Origin of the sequence: Sinorhizobium sp. CB7 (assembly GCF_041357635.1) — a bacterium.
Lineage (GTDB): Bacteria > Pseudomonadota > Alphaproteobacteria > Rhizobiales > Rhizobiaceae > Rhizobium.
On the sequence record NZ_JAULLL010000001.1, the window covers coordinates 783,350 to 802,825 of the forward strand.

The 19,476-nt window shown below is 59.7% G+C and carries 19 protein-coding genes; 16 read left to right on the forward strand and 3 right to left on the reverse strand.

Annotated features, from left to right (window positions below; genetic code table 11):
- Positions 1 to 987: a beta-ribofuranosylaminobenzene 5'-phosphate synthase family protein gene (locus AAE029_RS03630; protein ID WP_371071419.1), complete on the reverse strand. Its 987-nt coding sequence runs from the start codon at positions 985 to 987 to the stop codon at positions 1 to 3.
- A 111-nt stretch (positions 988 to 1,098) separates the two neighbouring features.
- Between AAE029_RS03630 and AAE029_RS03635 the strand changes: the two genes are divergently transcribed.
- From AAE029_RS03635 to AAE029_RS03655, 5 genes are all read left to right on the forward strand, one after another.
- On the forward strand, positions 1,099 to 1,491 hold the full coding sequence (locus tag AAE029_RS03635) for a 4a-hydroxytetrahydrobiopterin dehydratase (RefSeq protein WP_371071420.1): 393 nt from the start codon (positions 1,099 to 1,101) through the stop codon (positions 1,489 to 1,491).
- Positions 1,492 to 1,625: 134 nt separating this feature from the next.
- The gene (locus tag AAE029_RS03640) at positions 1,626 to 2,663 is read left to right on the forward strand and encodes a tungsten formylmethanofuran dehydrogenase (protein WP_371071421.1); all 1,038 of its coding nucleotides are present in this window, start codon (positions 1,626 to 1,628) and stop codon (positions 2,661 to 2,663) included.
- Positions 2,657 to 4,288 (forward strand): formylmethanofuran dehydrogenase subunit A, encoded by a 1,632-nt coding sequence (locus AAE029_RS03645; RefSeq protein WP_371071422.1) that lies wholly within the window; start codon positions 2,657 to 2,659, stop codon positions 4,286 to 4,288. Before AAE029_RS03640 ends, AAE029_RS03645 begins: the two co-directional genes overlap by 7 nt.
- On the forward strand, positions 4,276 to 5,184 hold the full coding sequence (gene fhcD, locus AAE029_RS03650) for a formylmethanofuran--tetrahydromethanopterin N-formyltransferase (RefSeq protein WP_371071423.1): 909 nt from the start codon (positions 4,276 to 4,278) through the stop codon (positions 5,182 to 5,184). The genes AAE029_RS03645 and fhcD overlap by 13 nt, the downstream gene beginning before the upstream one ends.
- A complete protein-coding gene (locus AAE029_RS03655; RefSeq protein ID WP_371071424.1) occupies positions 5,181 to 5,993 on the forward strand; it encodes a formylmethanofuran dehydrogenase subunit C in 813 nt (270 codons plus the stop codon). The genes fhcD and AAE029_RS03655 overlap by 4 nt, the downstream gene beginning before the upstream one ends.
- Positions 5,994 to 6,029: 36 nt before the next feature.
- On the opposite strand, the gene AAE029_RS03660 is transcribed toward AAE029_RS03655, so the two are convergent.
- A complete protein-coding gene (locus AAE029_RS03660) occupies positions 6,030 to 6,974 on the reverse strand; it encodes a LysR family transcriptional regulator (RefSeq protein ID WP_371071425.1) in 945 nt (314 codons plus the stop codon).
- 118 nt (positions 6,975 to 7,092) lie between these two features.
- Between AAE029_RS03660 and AAE029_RS03665 the strand changes: the two genes are divergently transcribed.
- The 8 genes from AAE029_RS03665 (at position 7,093) to rpe (ending at position 15,831) form a co-directional block, all read left to right on the forward strand.
- Entirely contained in the window at positions 7,093 to 8,142 is a 1,050-nt protein-coding gene (locus AAE029_RS03665; RefSeq protein WP_371071426.1) for a class 1 fructose-bisphosphatase, read from the forward strand.
- Between the two features lie 16 nt (positions 8,143 to 8,158).
- Positions 8,159 to 9,031, forward strand: coding sequence for a phosphoribulokinase (locus AAE029_RS03670; protein ID WP_371071427.1), 873 nt, complete (start codon positions 8,159 to 8,161; stop codon positions 9,029 to 9,031).
- 11 nt (positions 9,032 to 9,042) lie between these two features.
- Positions 9,043 to 11,055: a transketolase gene (gene tkt, locus AAE029_RS03675; protein ID WP_371071428.1), complete on the forward strand. Its 2,013-nt coding sequence runs from the start codon at positions 9,043 to 9,045 to the stop codon at positions 11,053 to 11,055.
- Between the two features lie 153 nt (positions 11,056 to 11,208).
- Positions 11,209 to 12,288 carry a class II fructose-bisphosphate aldolase gene (fba, locus tag AAE029_RS03680; RefSeq protein ID WP_371071429.1) on the forward strand — a complete coding sequence of 360 codons (1,080 nt, stop codon included), beginning with the start codon at positions 11,209 to 11,211 and terminating at the stop codon, positions 12,286 to 12,288.
- 35 nt (positions 12,289 to 12,323) lie between these two features.
- Positions 12,324 to 13,784: a form I ribulose bisphosphate carboxylase large subunit gene (locus AAE029_RS03685; RefSeq protein WP_371071430.1), complete on the forward strand. Its 1,461-nt coding sequence runs from the start codon at positions 12,324 to 12,326 to the stop codon at positions 13,782 to 13,784.
- Between the two features lie 10 nt (positions 13,785 to 13,794).
- Positions 13,795 to 14,214 (forward strand): ribulose bisphosphate carboxylase small subunit, encoded by a 420-nt coding sequence (locus tag AAE029_RS03690; RefSeq protein WP_371071431.1) that lies wholly within the window; start codon positions 13,795 to 13,797, stop codon positions 14,212 to 14,214.
- Positions 14,207 to 15,145: a CbbX protein gene (gene cbbX / locus AAE029_RS03695; RefSeq protein ID WP_371071432.1), complete on the forward strand. Its 939-nt coding sequence runs from the start codon at positions 14,207 to 14,209 to the stop codon at positions 15,143 to 15,145. The genes AAE029_RS03690 and cbbX overlap by 8 nt, the downstream gene beginning before the upstream one ends.
- Complete coding sequence (rpe, locus tag AAE029_RS03700; protein WP_371071433.1) at positions 15,142 to 15,831, forward strand: ribulose-phosphate 3-epimerase; 690 nt, start codon at positions 15,142 to 15,144, stop codon at positions 15,829 to 15,831. The genes cbbX and rpe overlap by 4 nt, the downstream gene beginning before the upstream one ends.
- Before the next feature lie 64 nt (positions 15,832 to 15,895).
- Here the strand turns inward: rpe and AAE029_RS03705 are convergent, their stop codons facing one another.
- Positions 15,896 to 16,288 (reverse strand): cytochrome c family protein, encoded by a 393-nt coding sequence (locus AAE029_RS03705; protein WP_371071434.1) that lies wholly within the window; start codon positions 16,286 to 16,288, stop codon positions 15,896 to 15,898.
- Between the two features lie 598 nt (positions 16,289 to 16,886).
- On the opposite strand from AAE029_RS03705, the gene AAE029_RS03710 reads away from it, so the two are divergent.
- The 3 genes from AAE029_RS03710 to AAE029_RS03720 all read left to right on the forward strand — a co-directional run bounded on the left by AAE029_RS03710 (position 16,887) and on the right by AAE029_RS03720 (position 19,398).
- Positions 16,887 to 17,873 (forward strand): ABC transporter substrate-binding protein, encoded by a 987-nt coding sequence (locus AAE029_RS03710; RefSeq protein ID WP_371071435.1) that lies wholly within the window; start codon positions 16,887 to 16,889, stop codon positions 17,871 to 17,873.
- A 78-nt stretch (positions 17,874 to 17,951) separates the two neighbouring features.
- Entirely contained in the window at positions 17,952 to 18,689 is a 738-nt protein-coding gene (locus AAE029_RS03715) for an ABC transporter permease (protein ID WP_371071539.1), read from the forward strand.
- Positions 18,649 to 19,398 carry an ABC transporter ATP-binding protein gene (locus tag AAE029_RS03720; protein ID WP_371071436.1) on the forward strand — a complete coding sequence of 250 codons (750 nt, stop codon included), beginning with the start codon at positions 18,649 to 18,651 and terminating at the stop codon, positions 19,396 to 19,398. Before AAE029_RS03715 ends, AAE029_RS03720 begins: the two co-directional genes overlap by 41 nt.
- Positions 19,399 to 19,476 lie beyond the last annotated feature (78 nt).

Below are 19,476 nucleotides of genomic sequence, written 5' to 3' on the forward strand. Positions count from 1 at the left end.
CTAGTAGCGGTTCCTGTATTCCAGCCCGGTCTGCGGCGATACTATTCTTCGCGTGATCTTCACCCCGTCATTTCGACCGGGGACGATGCGGATCGTTATCTCCGCATTCTGCAACGCCGCGGCAGCGACGATCCGCTCGGCAGCCACCTGCGATTCGGCAAAAGCAAATCCCGTCGGTCCCCAGGAACTTTGCCCGATGCCGACGGCGCCGCATTCGGCAAGTCTTGCAAGTGCGCGTTCGACGGCCTGACTGGTGAAATGTCCACCTTGAGCCGGGGAAAAATATGCACCCAGCGTCCGCTGTACCGCCGTCATCGCATTGCCGAATGTTGCGAGATCCCCTTCGATGACGGCGGGCATGATTCCCATCAGGACATGGCGGCAGATCGATGCCGAGCTGGCGGCGGGAAACGGTGGCAACGTCCGGAACGCTTTGGTTTCTGCTTCCCCGTGAATTCCCTGAGTACGGTTGTCCAGGACGAGAATGACGCGCCATTCGCTCGGGAAGGGAATGCGGGAAATGACGGTCGGCGTCAGATTGTTCCGTGCCTTGCCGGCGTCGAAGATAAGGCCACCTTCCTCGAAGGCGGCAATGCCGATCCCCGACCGCGCACCACGTCCTAAAAGGGCCGCATCATCGCCGACTCTGAGCGGCAGCCCATGCAAAGTGCGAAGTGCTGCGGAAATGGCGAGCGCGAGCTGAGTTCCAGACCCCAATCCGACATGGTCTGGGATAGTATCGAACACGGCCACCCGATGATGGCCCGGAAGATTGAGATGGGATTGAAGAGTTCTGAGGTGAGCGAGGATGCGGGTCCTTTCGTTGCCCTCAACGGTGGTCTCGGCTGCCCGCGCGACCTCCAGCCTGGTCGATATGCCGTCGAGAGGCAAACCGATGCTGCCGAAGCGCGAACCTGCCGTTCCCGGGATGTCCAAAAATCCAAGGTGCAAGCGTCCAGGAACTTGAATGGAGACAGAGTCCGACATCGGTTCTGTTCTGAACTTTCTGAAGATCGGGCCCTGATTTATGTTATCCTATTTTGCCATCAGCGCAAGTACGGGTGAAGAACCAGGAGAAAGAAGCAAGGAGCATCTGCCATGGCTGAAGAGAAGGAACGGAAGCGGGAGCGTGTTTATTCCGAGGAAGAAATCGTCTCGAAGCTGCAAGCGGAGCTTCCGCATTGGCGCTACGAAAACGGCTGGATCCGCCGCAGGTATAAGACGCATAGCTGGAAATCCACGCTCATGCTTATCAACACGGTCGGACATCTGGCCGAGGCGGCATGGCATCATCCCGACCTGAAGGCATCCTATGCCTGGGTGGAGGTGTTGCTGATGAACCATGCGGCGAAGGGCGTGACCGACAAGGATTTCGAACTCGCCCGCAAAATCGAGGAAGTGGTTCAATGGCAGCCGGGCAAGGCAGGCGGCGCTCTGGAAGGCACACCCAACACGGATCAGCGATTCGCCTATCTCAAATATGACGACTGAGTTGCTTTTTCCCCGAACGGACTTCACATTTGGCAAAGAACGGATAAATTCAGGGCGGCACCAGAAAGTTTCGGGATGTAATGGTTGCGTGGATAGGGGGACGAACGGTTCCTTTGCCGGCAGCAGTTCAGCAGGTGGCAAAGCTTCTGGTTACAAGCCGTTGCCCGGTATTCTCCGTTGACTCGGATGTCCACGGCTGCCGCAGCTTGATTGCTCTGGCGGAGCGAGTAGGCGCGACCTATGATCATGTGAACGGTCGCAATCTCGTTCACGAGGTCGCGCTTCACACGGACATCGGCGGATTCTTCACCACCGCGACAGAGGCGCGGCGTCGGGCGGATGTATTCGTCATCGTCGGCGATATTCCGGTTGCGCATCACGATCTGCTTCTGTCTCTTGCGGGCTCGGCACCGGATTTGTCTACACAAGCCAAGCGACGCTGGTTTCAGATCGACGACAAAGCGGCAACGGCTGCGGGCGACAAACTTCGGCGGCGCGTGAAAGCTGTGCAGGTCAGTTCGCCCGATCTTTCCATCGATGCGGCGCTTGCGGTTTTCAGGGCAGCATTGGCTGCGAGAAAGACCTCGGCCACTCTTGCCAACATGGATGCCCTGGCGGGTGCGATCGCGAAAGCACGGTTTCCCGTCTTCGTCTTCTCCCATCTCAACGATCCAGCGAGCCTGGCGATGCTGCAGGGGCTGCTGGCCGATCTCAACAGGACGCAGCGCGCGACCGCCCTTTTCCTGCCCTCCGATGATGACGCGTGGGGCATGGTGCTCGCGTCGACCTGGATGACAGGCTTCCCGCCGCGTACGGGCTTTTCGACCGGCGCGCCAATTTATGATCCGTGGCTTTGCGATATAGATCGCATGATTGCCGAAAAGGAGGCGGATCTGCATCTGTGGGTCTCGGAGCGGGACGAGGTGCAGCCGCCGAGACGCATCGGCCTGCCGACGATTGCGCTAGTCAGGAGCGAACGGCCGGTTGCCGGCGCGGCGGTAACCGTTCGTATCGGCAAAGCCGGCCTCGACCATGACGGAGTTGTCTATTCGAGCCGCATCGGGACCTTGAAAGCTGCTCCGGCAGAGGACCCCTCTGATCTTCCCAGCGTTTCCGCAATCGTCAGCCAACTCCAGCATGCCCTGCAGGGCGAGGACCTTTCATCATGCTGATTCGTCTTGCGGGTGGAGAAGTGGTGGATCCGGTCAATGGCTGGACCGGTAAGCGCGATATCTGGATCAAGGATGGCGTCATCGCCGAAAGGCCCGCCTCGCAGAGGGCGGACAAGACCTATGACGTTTCCGGTTGCCTTGTGATGGCGGGCGCGATCGACATTCACTCGCACATCGGCGGCGGCAATGTGAATACAGCACGTCTTCTGTTGCCGGAACAACATGCCGCCCACGTGAGGCGTCCTTCGCATACGCCGCTTTCGAATGCAGGATGGTCGACCTTCAATACGGGATGTCTTTACGCCAGGATGGGGTTCACGACCGTCATCGAGCCGGCCATGTCGCCATCGAACGCGCTTCATACCCATTTGGAGCTTGCTGACATTCCGATCATCGACAAGGGTACGCTCACGATCCTCGGCAATGACGATTTCCTCCTGTCGATGATCCGCGACAATGCCTCATCGGCCATGATCGACGATTATGTGGCATGGACCGTGTCGACCTCGAGGGCACTTGGCGTGAAGGTCATCAACGCCGGTGCTGCGGCCGCCTTCAAGGAGAACGTCCGCTCCTTCTCCTTCGATGACATCGTTCCCTCCTACGGCGTCAGTTCCCGTAGGATCGTCAAGACGCTGCAGGCCTCCGTCGGTCGTCTCGGAGTTCCCCATCCCCTGCATGTCCATGCCAACAATCTCGGCATTGCGGGAAATGCGGCAACGGCGGCCGAAACGATCCAGGCTTCGGAAGGTCAGCCCCTTCATCTCGCTCACCTTCAGTTTTATGGCTACGGCACGGGTGGGAAACGCCAGTTTTCGTCCGAGGCCGCCCGTCTTGCCGCCCTCGTCAATGCCAATGCAAGTGTGACCGTCGATGTCGGCCAGGTGATGTTCGGGCAGACGGTGACGATCTCCTCCGATGTCGTAAGACAATTCTCCGGTATGAGGACTGCGCATCCCAGGAAATCCATTCTCATCGACGGAGGCGGCAACGGTGGCGGCATCGTTCCCTATCGATATCGTCAGGATTACTATGGTTCCCTGCAGTGGGCCGTGGGGCTGGAATTATTTCTCCTCATCGAGGATCCGTGGCGGGTTTTCTTCACCACGGACCACCCGAACGGAGCGCCTTTCACCAGCTACCCGGAACTGTTCGAGTTGCTGATGCGCCGCGATGCCCGCAATGCGAAGATGGCCGAGCTCGACCAGTCCGCGCTGGAGCTGACCACGCTTTCTTCGATCTCCCGCGAATATACGTTTGAAGAAATCGCCGTCATGACGCGAGGAGCGCCGGCAAAACTGCTCGGGCTCGATGATCGCGGTCATCTGGGTCCCGGCGCGATCGCGGATATTGCCGTCTATCGCAAAGGGCAGGACGTCCAAAAGATGTTTCGCGATGCTGCGCTTGTGTTCAAGAACGGCGATCTGGTCGTCGAGGACGGCGTCGTCACGCACTATCGCTGGGGTAGGACGCTGCATCTCAATCCGCCGCCCGACAAGGGGATGGTCAAGCGCATGGAAGCCTATCACCAGGACCGCTACGGGCTCTCGCTCGACTGGTTCACCTTCCCGGATTCGGCGATTTCTCGCGAAAACCCGTTTGCGGAGGTCGCATGCAAGAGCTGATCCGTAATGGCATCGAGATCGACGATACGTTCGCGGAGGCGTTCGGCATGCGTGCGACGGCGATCATCATCACTGCGCCGACACTTAAATGGGCACGCCAGGCGGCAATCACCATGACGGGCTTTGCCACCTCGGTCATCGCCTGCGGTTGCGAGGCAGCTATCGATATTGACATTCCTGCCTCGAAGACACCCGATGGGCGCCCCGGCTGCCGCGTCATGATCTTCGCCGTGGGGACGGAAGAGTTGCAGAAGCAATTGAAAACCAGGCTGGGTCAATGCGTTCTTACCTCACCCGGCTCCGCCTGCTACTCGGGTCTTGAAGGGAGCACATATCTCGATCTCGGTTCATCCCTGCGATATTTCGGCGATGGATGGCAGATCTCCAAGAAATTTGGAGGCAAGCACTATTGGCGCGTGCCTGTCATGGACGGTGAATTTCTCTGCGAGGCCAAGACCGGCATGACGAAACAGGCAGTCGGCGGAGGAAATCTTCTTTTACTTGCAGCCGACGCGGAAAAGGCGCTGGCGGCTGCTGAGCGTGCCGTTGCTGCCATCGAAAAAGTTCCGGGCGCCATCATGCCTTTTCCGGGCGGCGTCGTGCGTTCCGGTTCGAAAGTCGGCGGCAAGTACAAGGGCATGATGGCCTCCACCAACGACGCCTATGCACCCACGCTTCGCGGCGTCGTCAAGACTGCGCTCGGTTCCGATATCAACGCGGTCCTGGAGATCGTGATCGACGGGGAGACGAGCGAGGCGGTTGCTGCCGCCATGCGAGCCGGGTTGAATGCTGTCATCAACTTCGGACCCAAGCGCGGCGCTTTACGCATCAGCGCGGGAAATTATGGCGGCAAGCTCGGCAAATTCCATTATCATCTGAAGGATCTTCTGCCATGAAGCCGCTGACCTTCACGCTTCGTTCCGAGCCCGAGGAGAGGCTGGATCTGTCCGGTCTGATCCCCGACAAGCTCAGCGGCATGCCGACTGCCGAAATCGCCAGATTGCGGATCGGAACCAGCAGGCTTCCCGCAGCAGTCGGGGATATCTTCAAGATCACCGGTACGGATGCCTCCAATATCGTGTTTTCCGGCGGAAGCGGGCGTTTCGATCTGATTGGAGCTGAAATGACGACGGGACGGATCCGCGTTGACGGCGATGTCGGAGCCCGGGCCGGCCGCCGCATGGCCGGTGGTGCTCTCGTGATCGATGGCAGAGCCGGATTGCAGGCCGGCTCCGGCATGAAGGCTGGGCGCATCGAGATCAATGGTGACGCGGGCGAGGGCGTAGGTGCTCCTATGGCGGGAGAAGTTCACGGCATGACCGGAGGCCTTATTATCGTTCGCGGCAAGGCCGGCCATCGCCCCGGTGAGAGGATGAGGCGCGGCATCATAGCGCTTCTGAAGGGATGCGGCGACTATGCGGGTCTCGGCATGATTGCCGGCACGATCGTCGTTACCGGCCGCGCCGGCCTCTATCCCGGGCATTTGATGAGACGGGGGTCGCTTCTATTCGACCGTCGGCCGGCCGGCCTTTCGCCTACTTTCGTCGACTGCGGCCGCGTCGAAATAGCTTTTCCGGCGCTGTTCGACCGCTATCTTATCGAGGAAAGAATTCTCGATCGGCCGCTACTTGGCACAAGACCCTTCCGGTTCGGCGGCGACAATGCTGTGCTCGGCAAGGGCGAGATCATGTTTGCGCGAGGCTGACGGGTGCCCGGCAGGTTCGAAATCAGTCAAAGATTTTCAACCTGCATCCGCCTCAGCCCAATAAAGCTTGTCGAAGAAGGGAAGGCATCGAGCGCCTCTCTCACGCAGAAAAGCCTGAAAGGCGTTCATGGCGGGAGAGACGGTTCTGTCCGTGCGCACCACCGACAACCATTGCCTGCGGATTGGCATGCCGACGACGTCAAGCGTGACGAGTTTGCCGAACTCCAGTTCCATCGCGATGGTATGGGCCGAGATGAAGGCGATACCGAGACCCGCCATGACAGCCTGTTTGATCGTCTCGTTCGACGACATCTCAGTGCCCAGATCGTCCAGCCTGCCCGGGATTTCTCCGAGAAATATCTCCAGCGATATGCGCGTACCCGATCCGGGCTCGCGGACGAGGAAATGTTCCCTTGCGATCTCCTCCTTGGTGATGTGACGTTTCCTTGCCAGCGGATGGTCCGGTGCTGCGATCATCACCAGGGGATGGTCTCCGAACACTGTCGACTGCAACGGCAGGTCCCTGGGCGGGCGCCCCATCAGGGCGATGTCGACGTCGTGATTCTTCAGTTTTGTGATGATCTCCGACCTGTTGCCGATTGCGAGCGAAACGGCGACGCCGGGATGGCTTTTGCGAAAGGTCGCCATCAGGTGTGGCGCGAAATATTTCGCCGTCGAGACGACGCCAAGGGCGAGCGTACCGGTACGCACGCCCTTGATGGCATCGATCTCGTCTTCCAGCTGGCGCAATCTCTCTTCGATCATCTGGGCCGCGTCGATGAAGGCAAGGCCGGCCGCCGTCGGGCGTACTCCGTCATTGGTCCGGTCGAAGAGGGCGATGCCGGCATCCTCCTCGATCTGCTTCAACTGGATGGTGATCGCCGAGGGCGTGAGGCCAAGAGCATGGGCGGCCCGGACGATCGTTCCGTATTTTCCAATCTCCTGCGTCGCACGCAGATGTCTAAGCGTCAGGTTCTTCATAAGAGGCGAGCTTAAAGAAATTTAGGCAATAGATAAATAGAATAAATTTTACTTATTCCGAGTTTCTTGGTTCGATATCACCATGCTCGGAAGTGAGGAGCGGGCAGGGAGGTAAGCCATGACTTTGTCGACGCTAGAAGCCTTTTTGAATTCCCATGTCATGGGTGGCACATCACTCGACGAAGCTGTTGCCCTGACGATTCAGCGGCTCGCTGCTGCCGCGGTCACCCTGTCCAGCACCATCAGCCAGGGTGCACTTGGCACGACGTTTTCCGGAGATCGCAGCAGGGTTGGTCCGAGTGGCGATATACCGAAGGATCTCGACCTTCTGGCCGATGCTCTGTTCATTGAAGCCATGCGGCAGGCACCCGTCTGCCTCTACGCTTCCGAGGAACTTGAAGATGCCGTTTTTCTCGATCCCGCAGCCCCACTTGCGGTCGCCGTCGATCCGTTGGACGGCTCCTCGAACATCGACACCAACGTCTCGATCGGGACCATCTTCTCCATCCTCCCAAAGGCTGGTGATCCGGTCGGCGAGCCCAACGCCTCCTTCTTTCAGCGGGGAGACGCCCAACTCGCCGCCGGCTTTTTCATCTACGGTCCGCAGCTTGCACTGGTTCTCAGCGTCGGTAATGGCACCCATGTTTTCGTCTTTTCCCCGCAGATCGGCGCGTTCTTCCGGGCCTACGACACCCTGATCATCCCGCCGCGAACGCAGGAATTCGCGATCAATGCGGCCAACTATCGCCATTGGGACGAAGCCGTCCGGCTTTATGTCGATGATTGCCTGAAGGGAACGGAAGGTCCGCGCGAAAAGGAGTTCAACATGCGCTGGATCGCCGCCGTTGCCGCCGATGCCTATCGCATTCTCGTGCGCGGCGGCGTTTATCTTTATCCCGGCGACAGGCGCCGGGGATATGGCGAGGGCCGGCTGCGGCTGGTCTACGAAGCCAACCCCATCGCTTTTGTCATCGAGCAGGCAGGCGGAGCCGCCACCGACACGATGAACCGTATTCTCGACTTGATGCCGCTGGCTCTGCACCAGCGTGTTCCGCTCGTCTTCGGCTCTGCGCGGGAGGTCGCGCGCATCGGCCGCTACCATACCGAGCCCAGCAACATCGCTGAACGGGCGCCGCTCTTCAGCAATCGCGGCCTTTTCAGGGCCTGATCGGGAGGAGCGCTGCATGTCGGCAAGACATCCCATCATTTCGATTACCGGATCGTCGGGTGCGGGGACCACCTCGGTCAAACGCATTTTCGAGCAGATTTTCCGGCGCGAGAAAATCGAAGCGGCCTTTATCGAGGGAGACGCGTTTCACCGCTACGATCGGCAGGCCATGAAGATAAAGGTCGCTGAGGAGGAGAAGAACGGCAATCCGAATTTCACCCATTTCAACGCGGAGGCCAACGAGCTCGAAATTCTCGAGTCTGTCTTCGAGGAATATGGTCGCCATGGCACGGGCCGCACCCGGACCTACATCCACGACGAACAGGAGGCCGCGCACCACAATGTTCCGCCGGGCAGCTTCACCGAATGGCGCGAATTTCCCCCGAGCGACCTGCTATTCTACGAGGGGTTGCATGGATGCGCGGTCACCGAAAAGGTCAATCTCGCCCGCCATGGCGATCTGAAGATCGGCGTCGTGCCCGTCATCAATCTGGAATGGATCCAAAAGATCCATCGCGACCGGGAAACACGCGGCTATTCCACGGAAGCGGTCATGGACGTGATCCTGCGCCGCATGCCGGACTATGTCCGCTACATCACACCTCAGTTCACCCAGACCGATATCAATTTCCAGCGGGTGCCGATCGTCGACACGTCGAATCCGTTCATTGCGCGCTGGATACCGACTCCTGACGAATCGATGCTGGTCATCCGCTTCGCGAGACCCCGCGGCATCGATTTTCCCTACCTGCTGTCGATGATCCACGACTCGTTCATGTCGCGCCCCAACTCCATCGTGGTGCCCGGAAACAAGCTCGATCTCGCCATGCAACTGATCCTGACACCCCTGATCATGCAACTGCTCGAACGCAAGAGCCGCGCCTCGTGAGGATGAAAGTGATGAACACGCAACTTCAGCTGCAGGAAATATCCGCGTCCGATGCCGTAACGGAAAGCGACATGGCCAATGCCATCCGGGCGCTCGCCATGGATGGCGTCCAAAAGGCCAATTCCGGCCATCCGGGCATGCCGATGGGCATGGCCGACGTCGCCACGGTTTTGTTCAGCCGCTTCATCAAGATCGATCCGTCCCATCCCGACTGGCCCGATCGCGATCGGTTCATTCTTTCGGCCGGCCACGGTTCGATGCTCCAATATGCGCTTCACTACCTGATCGGCTATGAGGACATGACGATCGAGGAGTTGCAGCGGTTCCGCCAGCTCGGCGCCCGGACTGCGGGACATCCCGAATACGGCCATGCGCTTGGCATCGAGACCACGACGGGCCCATTGGGCCAGGGCATCGCCACGGCCGTCGGCATGGCACTTGCCGAGCGTATCGCTAATGCGCGCTACGGCAACGGGCTTGTCGATCACTATACCTATGTGATTGCCGGCGACGGTTGCCTGCAGGAGGGCATCAGCCATGAAGCGATCGATCTTGCCGGCCATCTGAAGCTGTCGCGGCTGATCGTGCTCTGGGACAACAATTCAATCTCGATCGACGGTCCCACCAGCCTCTCGACCTCGATGAACCAGCTTGCCCGTTTCGCGGCGGCAGGTTTCGACGTGCAGGAGATCGACGGGCATGATTTCCATGCGATCGGCCGCGCGATTTCCAGGGCAAGGGCTTCGGACATGCCGTCACTGATTTCCTGCCGGACAATCATCGGCAAGGGTGCTCCTAATCTGCAGGGAACGGAGAAGACCCACGGCGCACCGCTCGGCGAGACCGAGGTCGCCGCCGCAAGGCAGAAACTGCAATGGACGCATCCAGCCTTCGAGATTCCCGAGACCATACTGGAGCGCTGGAGCGAGGTGGCCGAGCGTGGCATGGCGGAGCGGAGCAAATGGCTCTCCCGGCTTTCCGAATCCCCCGATGGTGGCGCTTTCGTCAAAGCTGTGGAACGGGAGATCCCGGCACAGCTCTTCGAGGAGCTCGCCGCCTTTCGCAACGAACATCAGGCCAAGGCGACGAAGGTCGCCAGCCGCAAGGCCTCGGAGATGGTTCTCGGCGTCATCAACGCCGCCACTGATCTGACGATCGGCGGGTCGGCCGACCTGACCCATTCCAACCTAACCCTGACTGCGGGAATGGGATCCATTGCGCCAGGAAAATACAACGGTCGTTATATCCATTATGGTATCCGCGAACACGGAATGTCGGCTGCGATGAACGGCCTCGCCCTGCATGGCGGTTTCATCCCCTATGGCGGCACCTTCCTCGTTTTCTCCGACTATGCCCGTGGCGCCATCCGCCTGTCGGCGCTGATGGGGCAGCAGGTGATCTACGTCATGACGCATGACTCGATCGGTCTTGGCGAGGACGGACCGACCCATCAGCCGGTCGAGCATCTGGCGATGCTGCGCGCGACACCCAACCTGAATGTTTTTCGCCCCTGTGACATCGTCGAGACGGCGGAATGCTGGGAGCAGGCCCTCAAGGAGCGTGATCGTCCAAGCCTCCTCGTGCTGTCGCGCCAGAACCTGCCGATGTGCCGCCCCGACACCAGCGAAGAAAACCTTTCTGCGCGCGGAGCGTATGTCCTGCGCGGGACCTCGGAACCACGTGTCCTGACCATGCTCGCAACGGGTTCCGAGGTCGAAATCGCCTGTGTTGCAGCCGAAAGGCTGCTCACGGAACACGGCCTCACCGCTGCGGTCGTCTCCATGCCCTGCTGGGAGCTGTTTGAGCAACAATCGCCCGAATACCGTAAGGCGGTGCTCGGAACTGCGCCAAGGATCGGTATCGAGGCGGCCGCGCGTCTCGGTTGGGATCGGTATCTTGGAGAAAACGGCGTCTTCATCGGCATGAACGGCTTCGGTGCCAGCGCTCCGGCGGCCGCACTCTATGATCATTTCGGAATCACCGCCAAGGCTGTCGTGGAAACGGCGCTCGGGCTTGTCGCCTGAGGCCAAGGATTAGAGCAATTCCAGGAAAAGTGCGAAGCGGTTTTCCGTCCGGAATTGCGTGAAAACAAGTACTTAGAGCGGTTCTGCGTTTCCATGAAAAGCTGAAACGCTCTACGCGCAGGCCAAACAAATCAGTAAGAAAGGAGCAGGCCTATGGCCCGCATCACGTTACGTCAGCTGCTCGATCACGCAGCGGAATACGGATATGGCGTCCCGGCGTTCAACATCAACAACATGGAGCAGGGCCTCGCGGTTATGGAGGCGGCGGCCGCCTGCGACGCGCCCGTCATTCTCCAGGCCTCGAAAGGAGCTCGCTCCTATGCAAGGGACATCATGCTGGCGCGCATGATCGAGGCGCTGACGGAAATTTATCCGGCCATCCCCGTCTGCATCCATCAGGATCATGGCAGCGATGAAGCGACCTGCACGACGGCGATGCGCCACGGCTTCACCTCCGCGATGATGGACGGCTCTCTCGAAGCGGATGCAAAAACGCCCGCTTCCTATGAGGACAATGTCGCGATCACGGAACGGGTTACGCGCATTGCCCACTGGGTGGGCGTCTCGGTGGAGGGAGAGCTCGGCGTTCTCGGTTCGCTGGAAAGTGGTGCGGGAGAGGCGGAAGACGGCCACGGCGCCGAGGGGACTCTATCGCACGACCAGCTTCTGACGGACCCCGACCAGGCGGTCGACTTCGCCACCCGCACGGGCGTGGACGCGCTGGCGATCGCCTGCGGCACGTCTCACGGCGCCTACAAATTCACCCGGGCGCCGGATGGCGACATTCTGGCGATGAGCGTGATCGAGGAAATTCACCGCAAGCTCCCGAATACGCATCTCGTCATGCACGGTTCGTCCTCGGTCCCGCAGGAAATGCAGGACATCATCAATCGCTTCGGCGGTCGGATGCCGCAGACCTATGGCGTTCCCGTGGAGGAGATCGAGCGCGGCATCCGCCATGGAGTACGCAAGGTCAATATCGACACCGACTGCCGCATGGCGATGGCCGGGCAATTCCGCCGGATTGCGACAGAGCATCCGGAGGAATTCGATCCGCGCAAGTTCCTGAAACCGGCGATGGATGCCATGCGCAACCTCTGCCGCGATCGCTTCGAACGCTTCGGCACGGCGGGAAAAGCTTCCAGGATCAAGGTCGTTCCCCTGGACGAGATGGCTAGGCGCTATGCCGCCGGCGAACTCGATCCGCAGATTTCAACCGCTAAAGCCGCCTGAGTGGCGGTCCACAACAGGGACGAAAGGACCAAGCCATGGCCGATAAATCGCAGACCGTCAGAGGTGCGGAACGCTACAGATCCGGCGTAATGGAATACAAGAAGATGGGCTATTGGGAGCCCGATTATGAGCCGAAGGACACCGATATCGTCGCGCTCTTCCGGATCACGCCGCAAGACGGCGTCGATCCGATTGAGGCAGCCGCTGCCGTCGCCGGAGAATCCTCAACCGCCACCTGGACGGTCGTCTGGACTGATCGGCTGACGGCGAGCGAGAAATATCGCGCAAAGGCCTACCGGGTTGATCCCGTACCGAACGCCGAGGGGCAGTACTTCGCCTATATTGCCTACGATCTCGACCTGTTCGAGCCCGGTTCGATCGCCAACATGAGCGCATCGATTATCGGTAACGTGTTCGGCTTCAAGCCGCTGAAGGCGCTACGGCTCGAGGATATGCGATTTCCGGTCGCCTATGTGAAGACCTTTCAGGGACCTGCGACCGGCATCGTCGTCGAGCGCGAACGTCTCGACAAGTTTGGCCGCCCGCTGCTCGGTGCGACCGTGAAACCGAAGCTTGGCCTTTCAGGACGTAACTACGGCCGCGTTGTCTATGAAGCCCTGAAGGGCGGGCTCGATTTCACCAAGGATGACGAGAACATCAACTCGCAGCCCTTCATGCATTGGCGCGAACGTTTCCTCTACTGCATGGAGGCGGTGAACAAGGCGCAGGCCGAAACCGGCGAGATCAAGGGCACCTATCTGAACGTCACGGCCGCCACCATGGAGGACATGTACGAGCGGGCTGAGTTCGCGCGAGAGCTCGGTTCAGTGATCGTCATGATCGATCTCGTCATCGGCTACACGGCGATCCAGTCCATGGCGAAATGGGCGCGCCGCAACGACATGATCCTGCATCTCCATCGCGCCGGCCACTCGACCTATACGCGGCAGAAGACACATGGCGTGTCCTTCCGCGTCATCGCCAAATGGATGCGGCTTGCCGGCGTCGACCACATCCATGCGGGTACCGTCGTCGGCAAGCTGGAGGGTGATCCTGCGACCACGCGCGGCTATTACGACGTTTGCCGCGAGGACTTCAATCCAATGCGGCTGGAGAACGGCATCTTCTTCGACCAGCCTTGGGCATCGCTCAACCGGATGATGCCTGTCGCTTCAGGCGGCATCCATGCCGGGCAGATGCACCAGTTGCTGGACTTGCTCGGCGAGGACGTCGTGCTGCAGTTCGGCGGCGGCACGATCGGACATCCGATGGGCATTGCCGCCGGCGCCACGGCCAATCGCGTCGCGCTCGAATGCATGGTGCTGGCCCGCAATGAGGGGAGAGACATCGTGCATGAAGGGCCGGACATCCTGCGCGATGCCGCGCGCCATTGCCAGCCTTTGCAGCAAGCGCTCGACGTCTGGAAGGATGTGACCTTCAACTACACCTCGACGGATACGCCGGATTTCGTTCCGACGGCGACCGCAGCAGAATAGGAGAAACGACATGCATATCACCCAGGGAGCATTCTCGTTCCTGCCGCCGCTGACGGACGAGCAGATCGCCAAACAGGCGCAATACTGCATCGACAAGGGCTGGGCGATGAGCCTCGAATTCACGGATGATCCTCACCCCCGCAACACCTATTGGGACATGTGGGGCCATCCGATGTTCGACAACCCGGACGCAGCTGCGCTGATGATGGAGCTGAAGGAATGCCGTAAGGTCTACGGCGACCGCTATATTCGCTTCATCGCCTTCGACAGCAGCCATGGCTGGGAATCCGTCCGCCTCTCCTTCATCGTCAACCGCCCTGAAACCGAGCCCGGTTTCCGGCTCGAGCGGCAGGAGGCTGCCGGAAGAGGCGTCCGCTACACTACGCGCTCCTATGCGGCGGACCGGCCGGCAGGAGAACGCTATGGCTGAGCCGGTTCCAATTACTCGTCAAGTCGATGACGAGGTGACATCGGCGATCGACCTGAGGGCGGAATTCATCGAGTCCGGCGTCAAGGACGTGCTGGACGAACTTGATCGCACGCTAATCGGCCTTGCACCGGTAAAGCGGCGAATCAAGGAGACGGCCGCACTGCTTCTGGTCGAACGCGCCCACAAACGCCTCGGTCTCGCACACGAAACGCCGACGCTGCACATGAGCTTCAGCGGAAATCCGGGAACCGGGAAGACGACGGTCGCGCTGCGCATGGCCGATCTGCTCCATCGATTGGGCTACATCCGCAAGGGACACCTCGTCTCGGTGACGCGGGACGATCTCGTCGGTCAGTATATCGGCCACACTGCTCCCAAAACGAAAGAGATCCTGAAGAAGGCGATGGGTGGTGTGCTCTTCATCGACGAGGCCTACTACCTCTATCGGCAGGAAAACGAGCGCGACTACGGCCAGGAAGCCATCGAGATATTGCTGCAGGTGATGGAGCGCCAGCGTGACGATTTCGTCGTCATTCTGGCGGGCTACGCTGACCGCATGGATCGCTTTTTTGAAAGCAATCCTGGCTTTCGCTCACGGATCGCCCATCATATCGAGTTTCCGGACTACACGGATGACGAACTGCTCAGGATCGCCGAGGCGACGCTGAACAACCAAAACTACCGCTTCGATGCCGAGGGGCGGACTGCCATGGCACAATATATCGCATTGCGCCGACAACAGCCGCATTTCGCCAATGCTCGCTCCATCCGGAACGCTCTCGACAGAGCCCGGCTGCGCCAGGCAAACCGATTATTCGAGACCTCTGACGGGCCGGTCGACGCCCATGCGCTATCGACGATCGTCGAAGAGGACGTCAGGGCCAGCCGCGTTTTCAAGAGCGTCGCGGCGCAGGAGGAGACCGCTTCATGATGAGGAAAACGATCATTGCTCCCTCGATCCTCTCGGCCGATTTTTCCCGGCTGGGTGAAGAAGTAGAGGACGTCGTCAAGGCGGGCGCCGACTGGGTCCACCTCGACGTCATGGATGGCCATTTCGTGCCCAATATCACGTTCGGGCCGCAGATCGTCAAATCCATCCGCAACCGCACGAGCGCTGTTTTCGACTGCCATCTGATGATTGCGCCTGCGGATCCCTATATCGCCGCCTTCGCGGATGCGGGTTGCGATTTCATTACGGTTCATGCCGAAGCCGGCCCCCATCTCGACCGAACCCTTCAGGCAATCCGCAGCCTCGGCAAGAAGGCCGGGGTGGCGCTCAATCCATCAACGCCGGAGAGTACGATCGAATATGTTCTTGATCGATTGGATCTCGTTCTGCTGATGACCGTCAATCCCGGTTTTGGCGGTCAGGCCTTCATTCCCGCGGTCGTGGAGAAGGTGCGCCGCGTCGCCGCAATGATCGGTGAGCGGCCGATCCATATCGAGGTCGACGGCGGGATCACGGCTGAAACCGCACCTCTTGTTTCTGCCGCCGGCGCCGATGTCCTGGTGGCTGGTTCCGCCATATTCGGGCGCAACGACAGGTCGCTCTATGCCGGCAATATAGCGGCAATCCGGCGGAATGCGGACGGAGGACTATCGCGCCCGGCGGCCTGAATTTGGTTGTTGTGAAACGGAACAAATGATGGGACCGCCGGCGACAGCCGACGGTCCCATCGCTTTATTCCTTCTTCGAATATTGTTCGAGATAGGCCAGGAGATTGGTTATCTCGCCGTCGTCCTTCAAGCCGGGAAAAGCCATCTTCGTGCCTTTCACCTTGGCTTTCGGGTCGTGGAGGTAGTCGCGCAACGACGCCTCGTCCCACTTGAGACCGCCTTGGCCTGCCTCGATCATCGCCTTGGAATAGGTAAAGCCTTCATGGGTGCCGGCAGTTCTGCCGATCACGCCGTTCAGAGACGGGCCCACCTTGTTCTTGTCCGTGTCCGCGTTGTGACAGGCCTTGCACTTGTTGAACACTGTTGCGCCGGCGGTGGCATCTCCCTCCTGAGCTTTTACCCCGCAGGCAGAAAAAATCGCAACTGATGCACCGATCAGAAGGATACGATATTTCATGGCATTTCCTCATTCGCCAAGGGTGCCCTTTGACGAAGGCAGCTGCCGTCATTCCTCCATCGGCACTGCCGTTTCGGATCGCAACCCTTTTGCACGGTGGCGGCAGGAATTGTAATCCGGCGAAAAAGTTACCTGCCGACGAATGTAAGTCAACCTCTTAATGCACTGGCGGTGTCGCCGGCTGATCGAGACGGAAGTTGCGATTGACGCACGGGCGTGATGCTCCTAACCTCGCCATTATTTCTTCCTTGGCACCGGGAGAAGCTGTGATTGGCTGGCGGTTGCACTCTGCGGCCGTTTGGCGCGTTGAATCGGCTGCGACGCGTCATCTTCGAAAGGTGCGACATGCTTTTCATCGAACTCATTCTAACGGTTTGTCTTGCGGATAAGCCGTCGAATTGCCGCGAGGAGCATCTTCGTTTCGAAGATAGGGGAAATTTGGTGGCTTGCCTGATGCAGGCGCCTCCCCAGATTGCAAAGTGGTCGGAGGAACATCCGAATTTGCGTGTGGTGAAATGGCGGTGCGAATACCCCGCGAAGAGGGTGAACATCTAGAATTCAAAGTGACAATTGGAAGGACGCACGGGAGGAAGGCGTTATGGGAGGTAAGATAAGCAGGCCGTTCGCGATCGTGCTGGCGTTGCTGACGGTGCTCTTCACACACACCGTCGGGCAGGCGGCGGCCGCAGAAACCGTGCGCGTCGGCGTTCTCAAATTCGGCACCGTGAGCTGGGAGCTTGATACGATTAAACGGCACAAGCTCGACGAAAAACACGGGATCACTGCAGATGTACAGGCATTTGCCGGCGAAGACGCAACGAACGTCGCGCTGATGGCCGGCGCAGTCGATATCATCGTTTCGGATTGGCTGTGGGTTTCGCGGCAGCGCGCAACGGGCGCGGACCTGACATTCGTTCCCTATTCGACCGCAGTCGGGGCGATCATGGTTCCTCCGGACTCTTCGATCAAGAGCATCGGCGACCTCGCCGGCAAGAAGATCGGTGTCGCGGGCGGCCCGCTGGACAAGAACTGGCTTTTGATCCAGGCCATGGCAAAGAAGGACTATTCCAAGGATCTGGCGGCGGTCAACACGATCATTTACGGCGCCCCACCCCTACTCACGGAGAAGATACAACAGGGCGAGCTCGATGCAGTGCTGAACTTCTGGAACTATTGTGCTCGACTGGAGGCGAAGGGATTTCGCCGGTTGACCGGAGGACAGGAGGCGGCCACCGCACTTGGTGCCTCGGGGCCGATCGTTGCCTTGGGATACATTTTCCACGAATCCTGGGCCAAGGCGCATCCGGCCGCGATCGATGCGTTCATCCAGGCAAGCACCGATGCGAAGGCTCTGCTGGAACGTTCCGATGAGGAGTGGAAAATGCTCGCACCGATGATTCGGGGCGAGGAGAGCGAGCAGGCGGTCATGCGTGATCGCTATCGCGAAGGCATTCCAAAACGCTCTTCGGACGATGCGGAAAGGGATGCGGAGGCGCTTTATTCGGTTCTGGCTTCGATAGGCGGCGAAGAACTCGTCGGACCGTCGAAGGAGCTGATGCCAGGGACGTTCTGGGGGGCGAAATAGGTGAGTTCGCTCTCTCTTGGCCCGTCATCGCAAGAGCGAAGGGAGAAGACTGGGTCCGGACGCAAATTCGGACCGTTGCTGACGGTCATCGCATCGATTGTCGTCCTGGCTGCCGTGTGGCAGCTGTCGGCGACCCTCTGGCCCAGCCGTGCCTTCCCGCCGCCGCTCGACGTCATCGACGTCATGGTCCGTGAGATCGGGACGGGAGAGATCCCCTATCATCTGGCAATAACCCTTTGCCGTGTGGCCGCCTCCTTTCTACTGGCCATGGTTATCGGTTCGGCAATCGGCGTCGTTCTCGGCAGCTATCCCGTGGCGAACCGGTTCCTCGATCCCTGGGTCATTTTCTCGCTGAACATTCCAGCGCTGGTGATTATCGTTCTTGCCTATATCTGGTTCGGATTGAACGAGGTGGCTGCCATCGGTGCTGTGGCTTTCAACAAGATCCCCAACGTGATCGTGACGATGAGGGAAGGAGCTCGCGCGCTTGATCCGCGATATGCGGAGATGGCAAAGGTCTATAAGTTCGGCGCCCTTGCGCGACTGCGCCATGTCCTGCTGCCGCAGCTGCAGCCCTATCTGGCCGCGGCCTCTCGTTCCGGCATTTCGCTGATCTGGAAGATCGTGCTGGTCGTCGAACTTCTCGGCCGGTCGAATGGTGTCGGCTTCCAGATCAATCTTTATTTTCAGCTCTTCGACGTTGCTTCCATCCTGTCCTACACGCTGGCCTTCGTCTGTGTGATGCTACTCATCGAATTCCTCCTGGTGCAACCCCTTGAACACACTTCAACCCGCTGGCGCAGACGCGCGACTTGAAATCGAAATCAGCCACAAATCGTACGAGGCGTCCAAGGGCGGCAGCATCGATGTCCTGCGCGATCTCAACTTTACGGTAGAGCGAAACGAATTCGCCTGTCTGGTCGGCCCTTCCGGTTGCGGCAAGACCACAACGTTGCGGCTGCTGCTCGGCTTGGACCACGCCTTTGAGGGGCGCATAAAGCTGCCGGGAGAGGCGGAGCCGCGCATCGGCATGGTCTTTCAGGAGCCGATCCTTCTGCCCTGGCGAACGGTCGAGGAGAACGTGCGTCTGGCCTTACCGAAAACCCTGCGTGACAAGAATCTCGATCAACTGTTCGATGCGCTCGGCCTGTCCAGAATGCGCGCCTTTTATCCCGGAGAACTGTCGCTGGGGCTCGCACGCCGCGCTGCTCTTGCTCGGGCGCTTGCGATCGAGCCCGATCTCCTGGTTCTGGACGAGCCCTTCGTCTCCCTTGACGAAGCAACCGCCCAGCAGCTTCGGTATCTGCTGCTCGAAGTGTGGTCGGGGCATCCGACGACGGTCTTGATGGTGACGCACAACCTGCTCGAGGCGATCACGCTGGCCGACCGGATCATCGTGCTCTCGCCACGCCCCTCCCATGTCGTCGGCTCGTTTCTGGTACGTGTCCCCCGGCCATCCAGGAACGCCCAGATTCGCAGCGACATCCTTAGGTCGTTCCACGAAAGATTTCCGGCTCAGCTTTAGTTAGAACATGTCGCGCAAAGTCTGCGTCGGCTTTTGCTGCTATGACATGCGCGACAACATAGACCTTGTGAGACTATG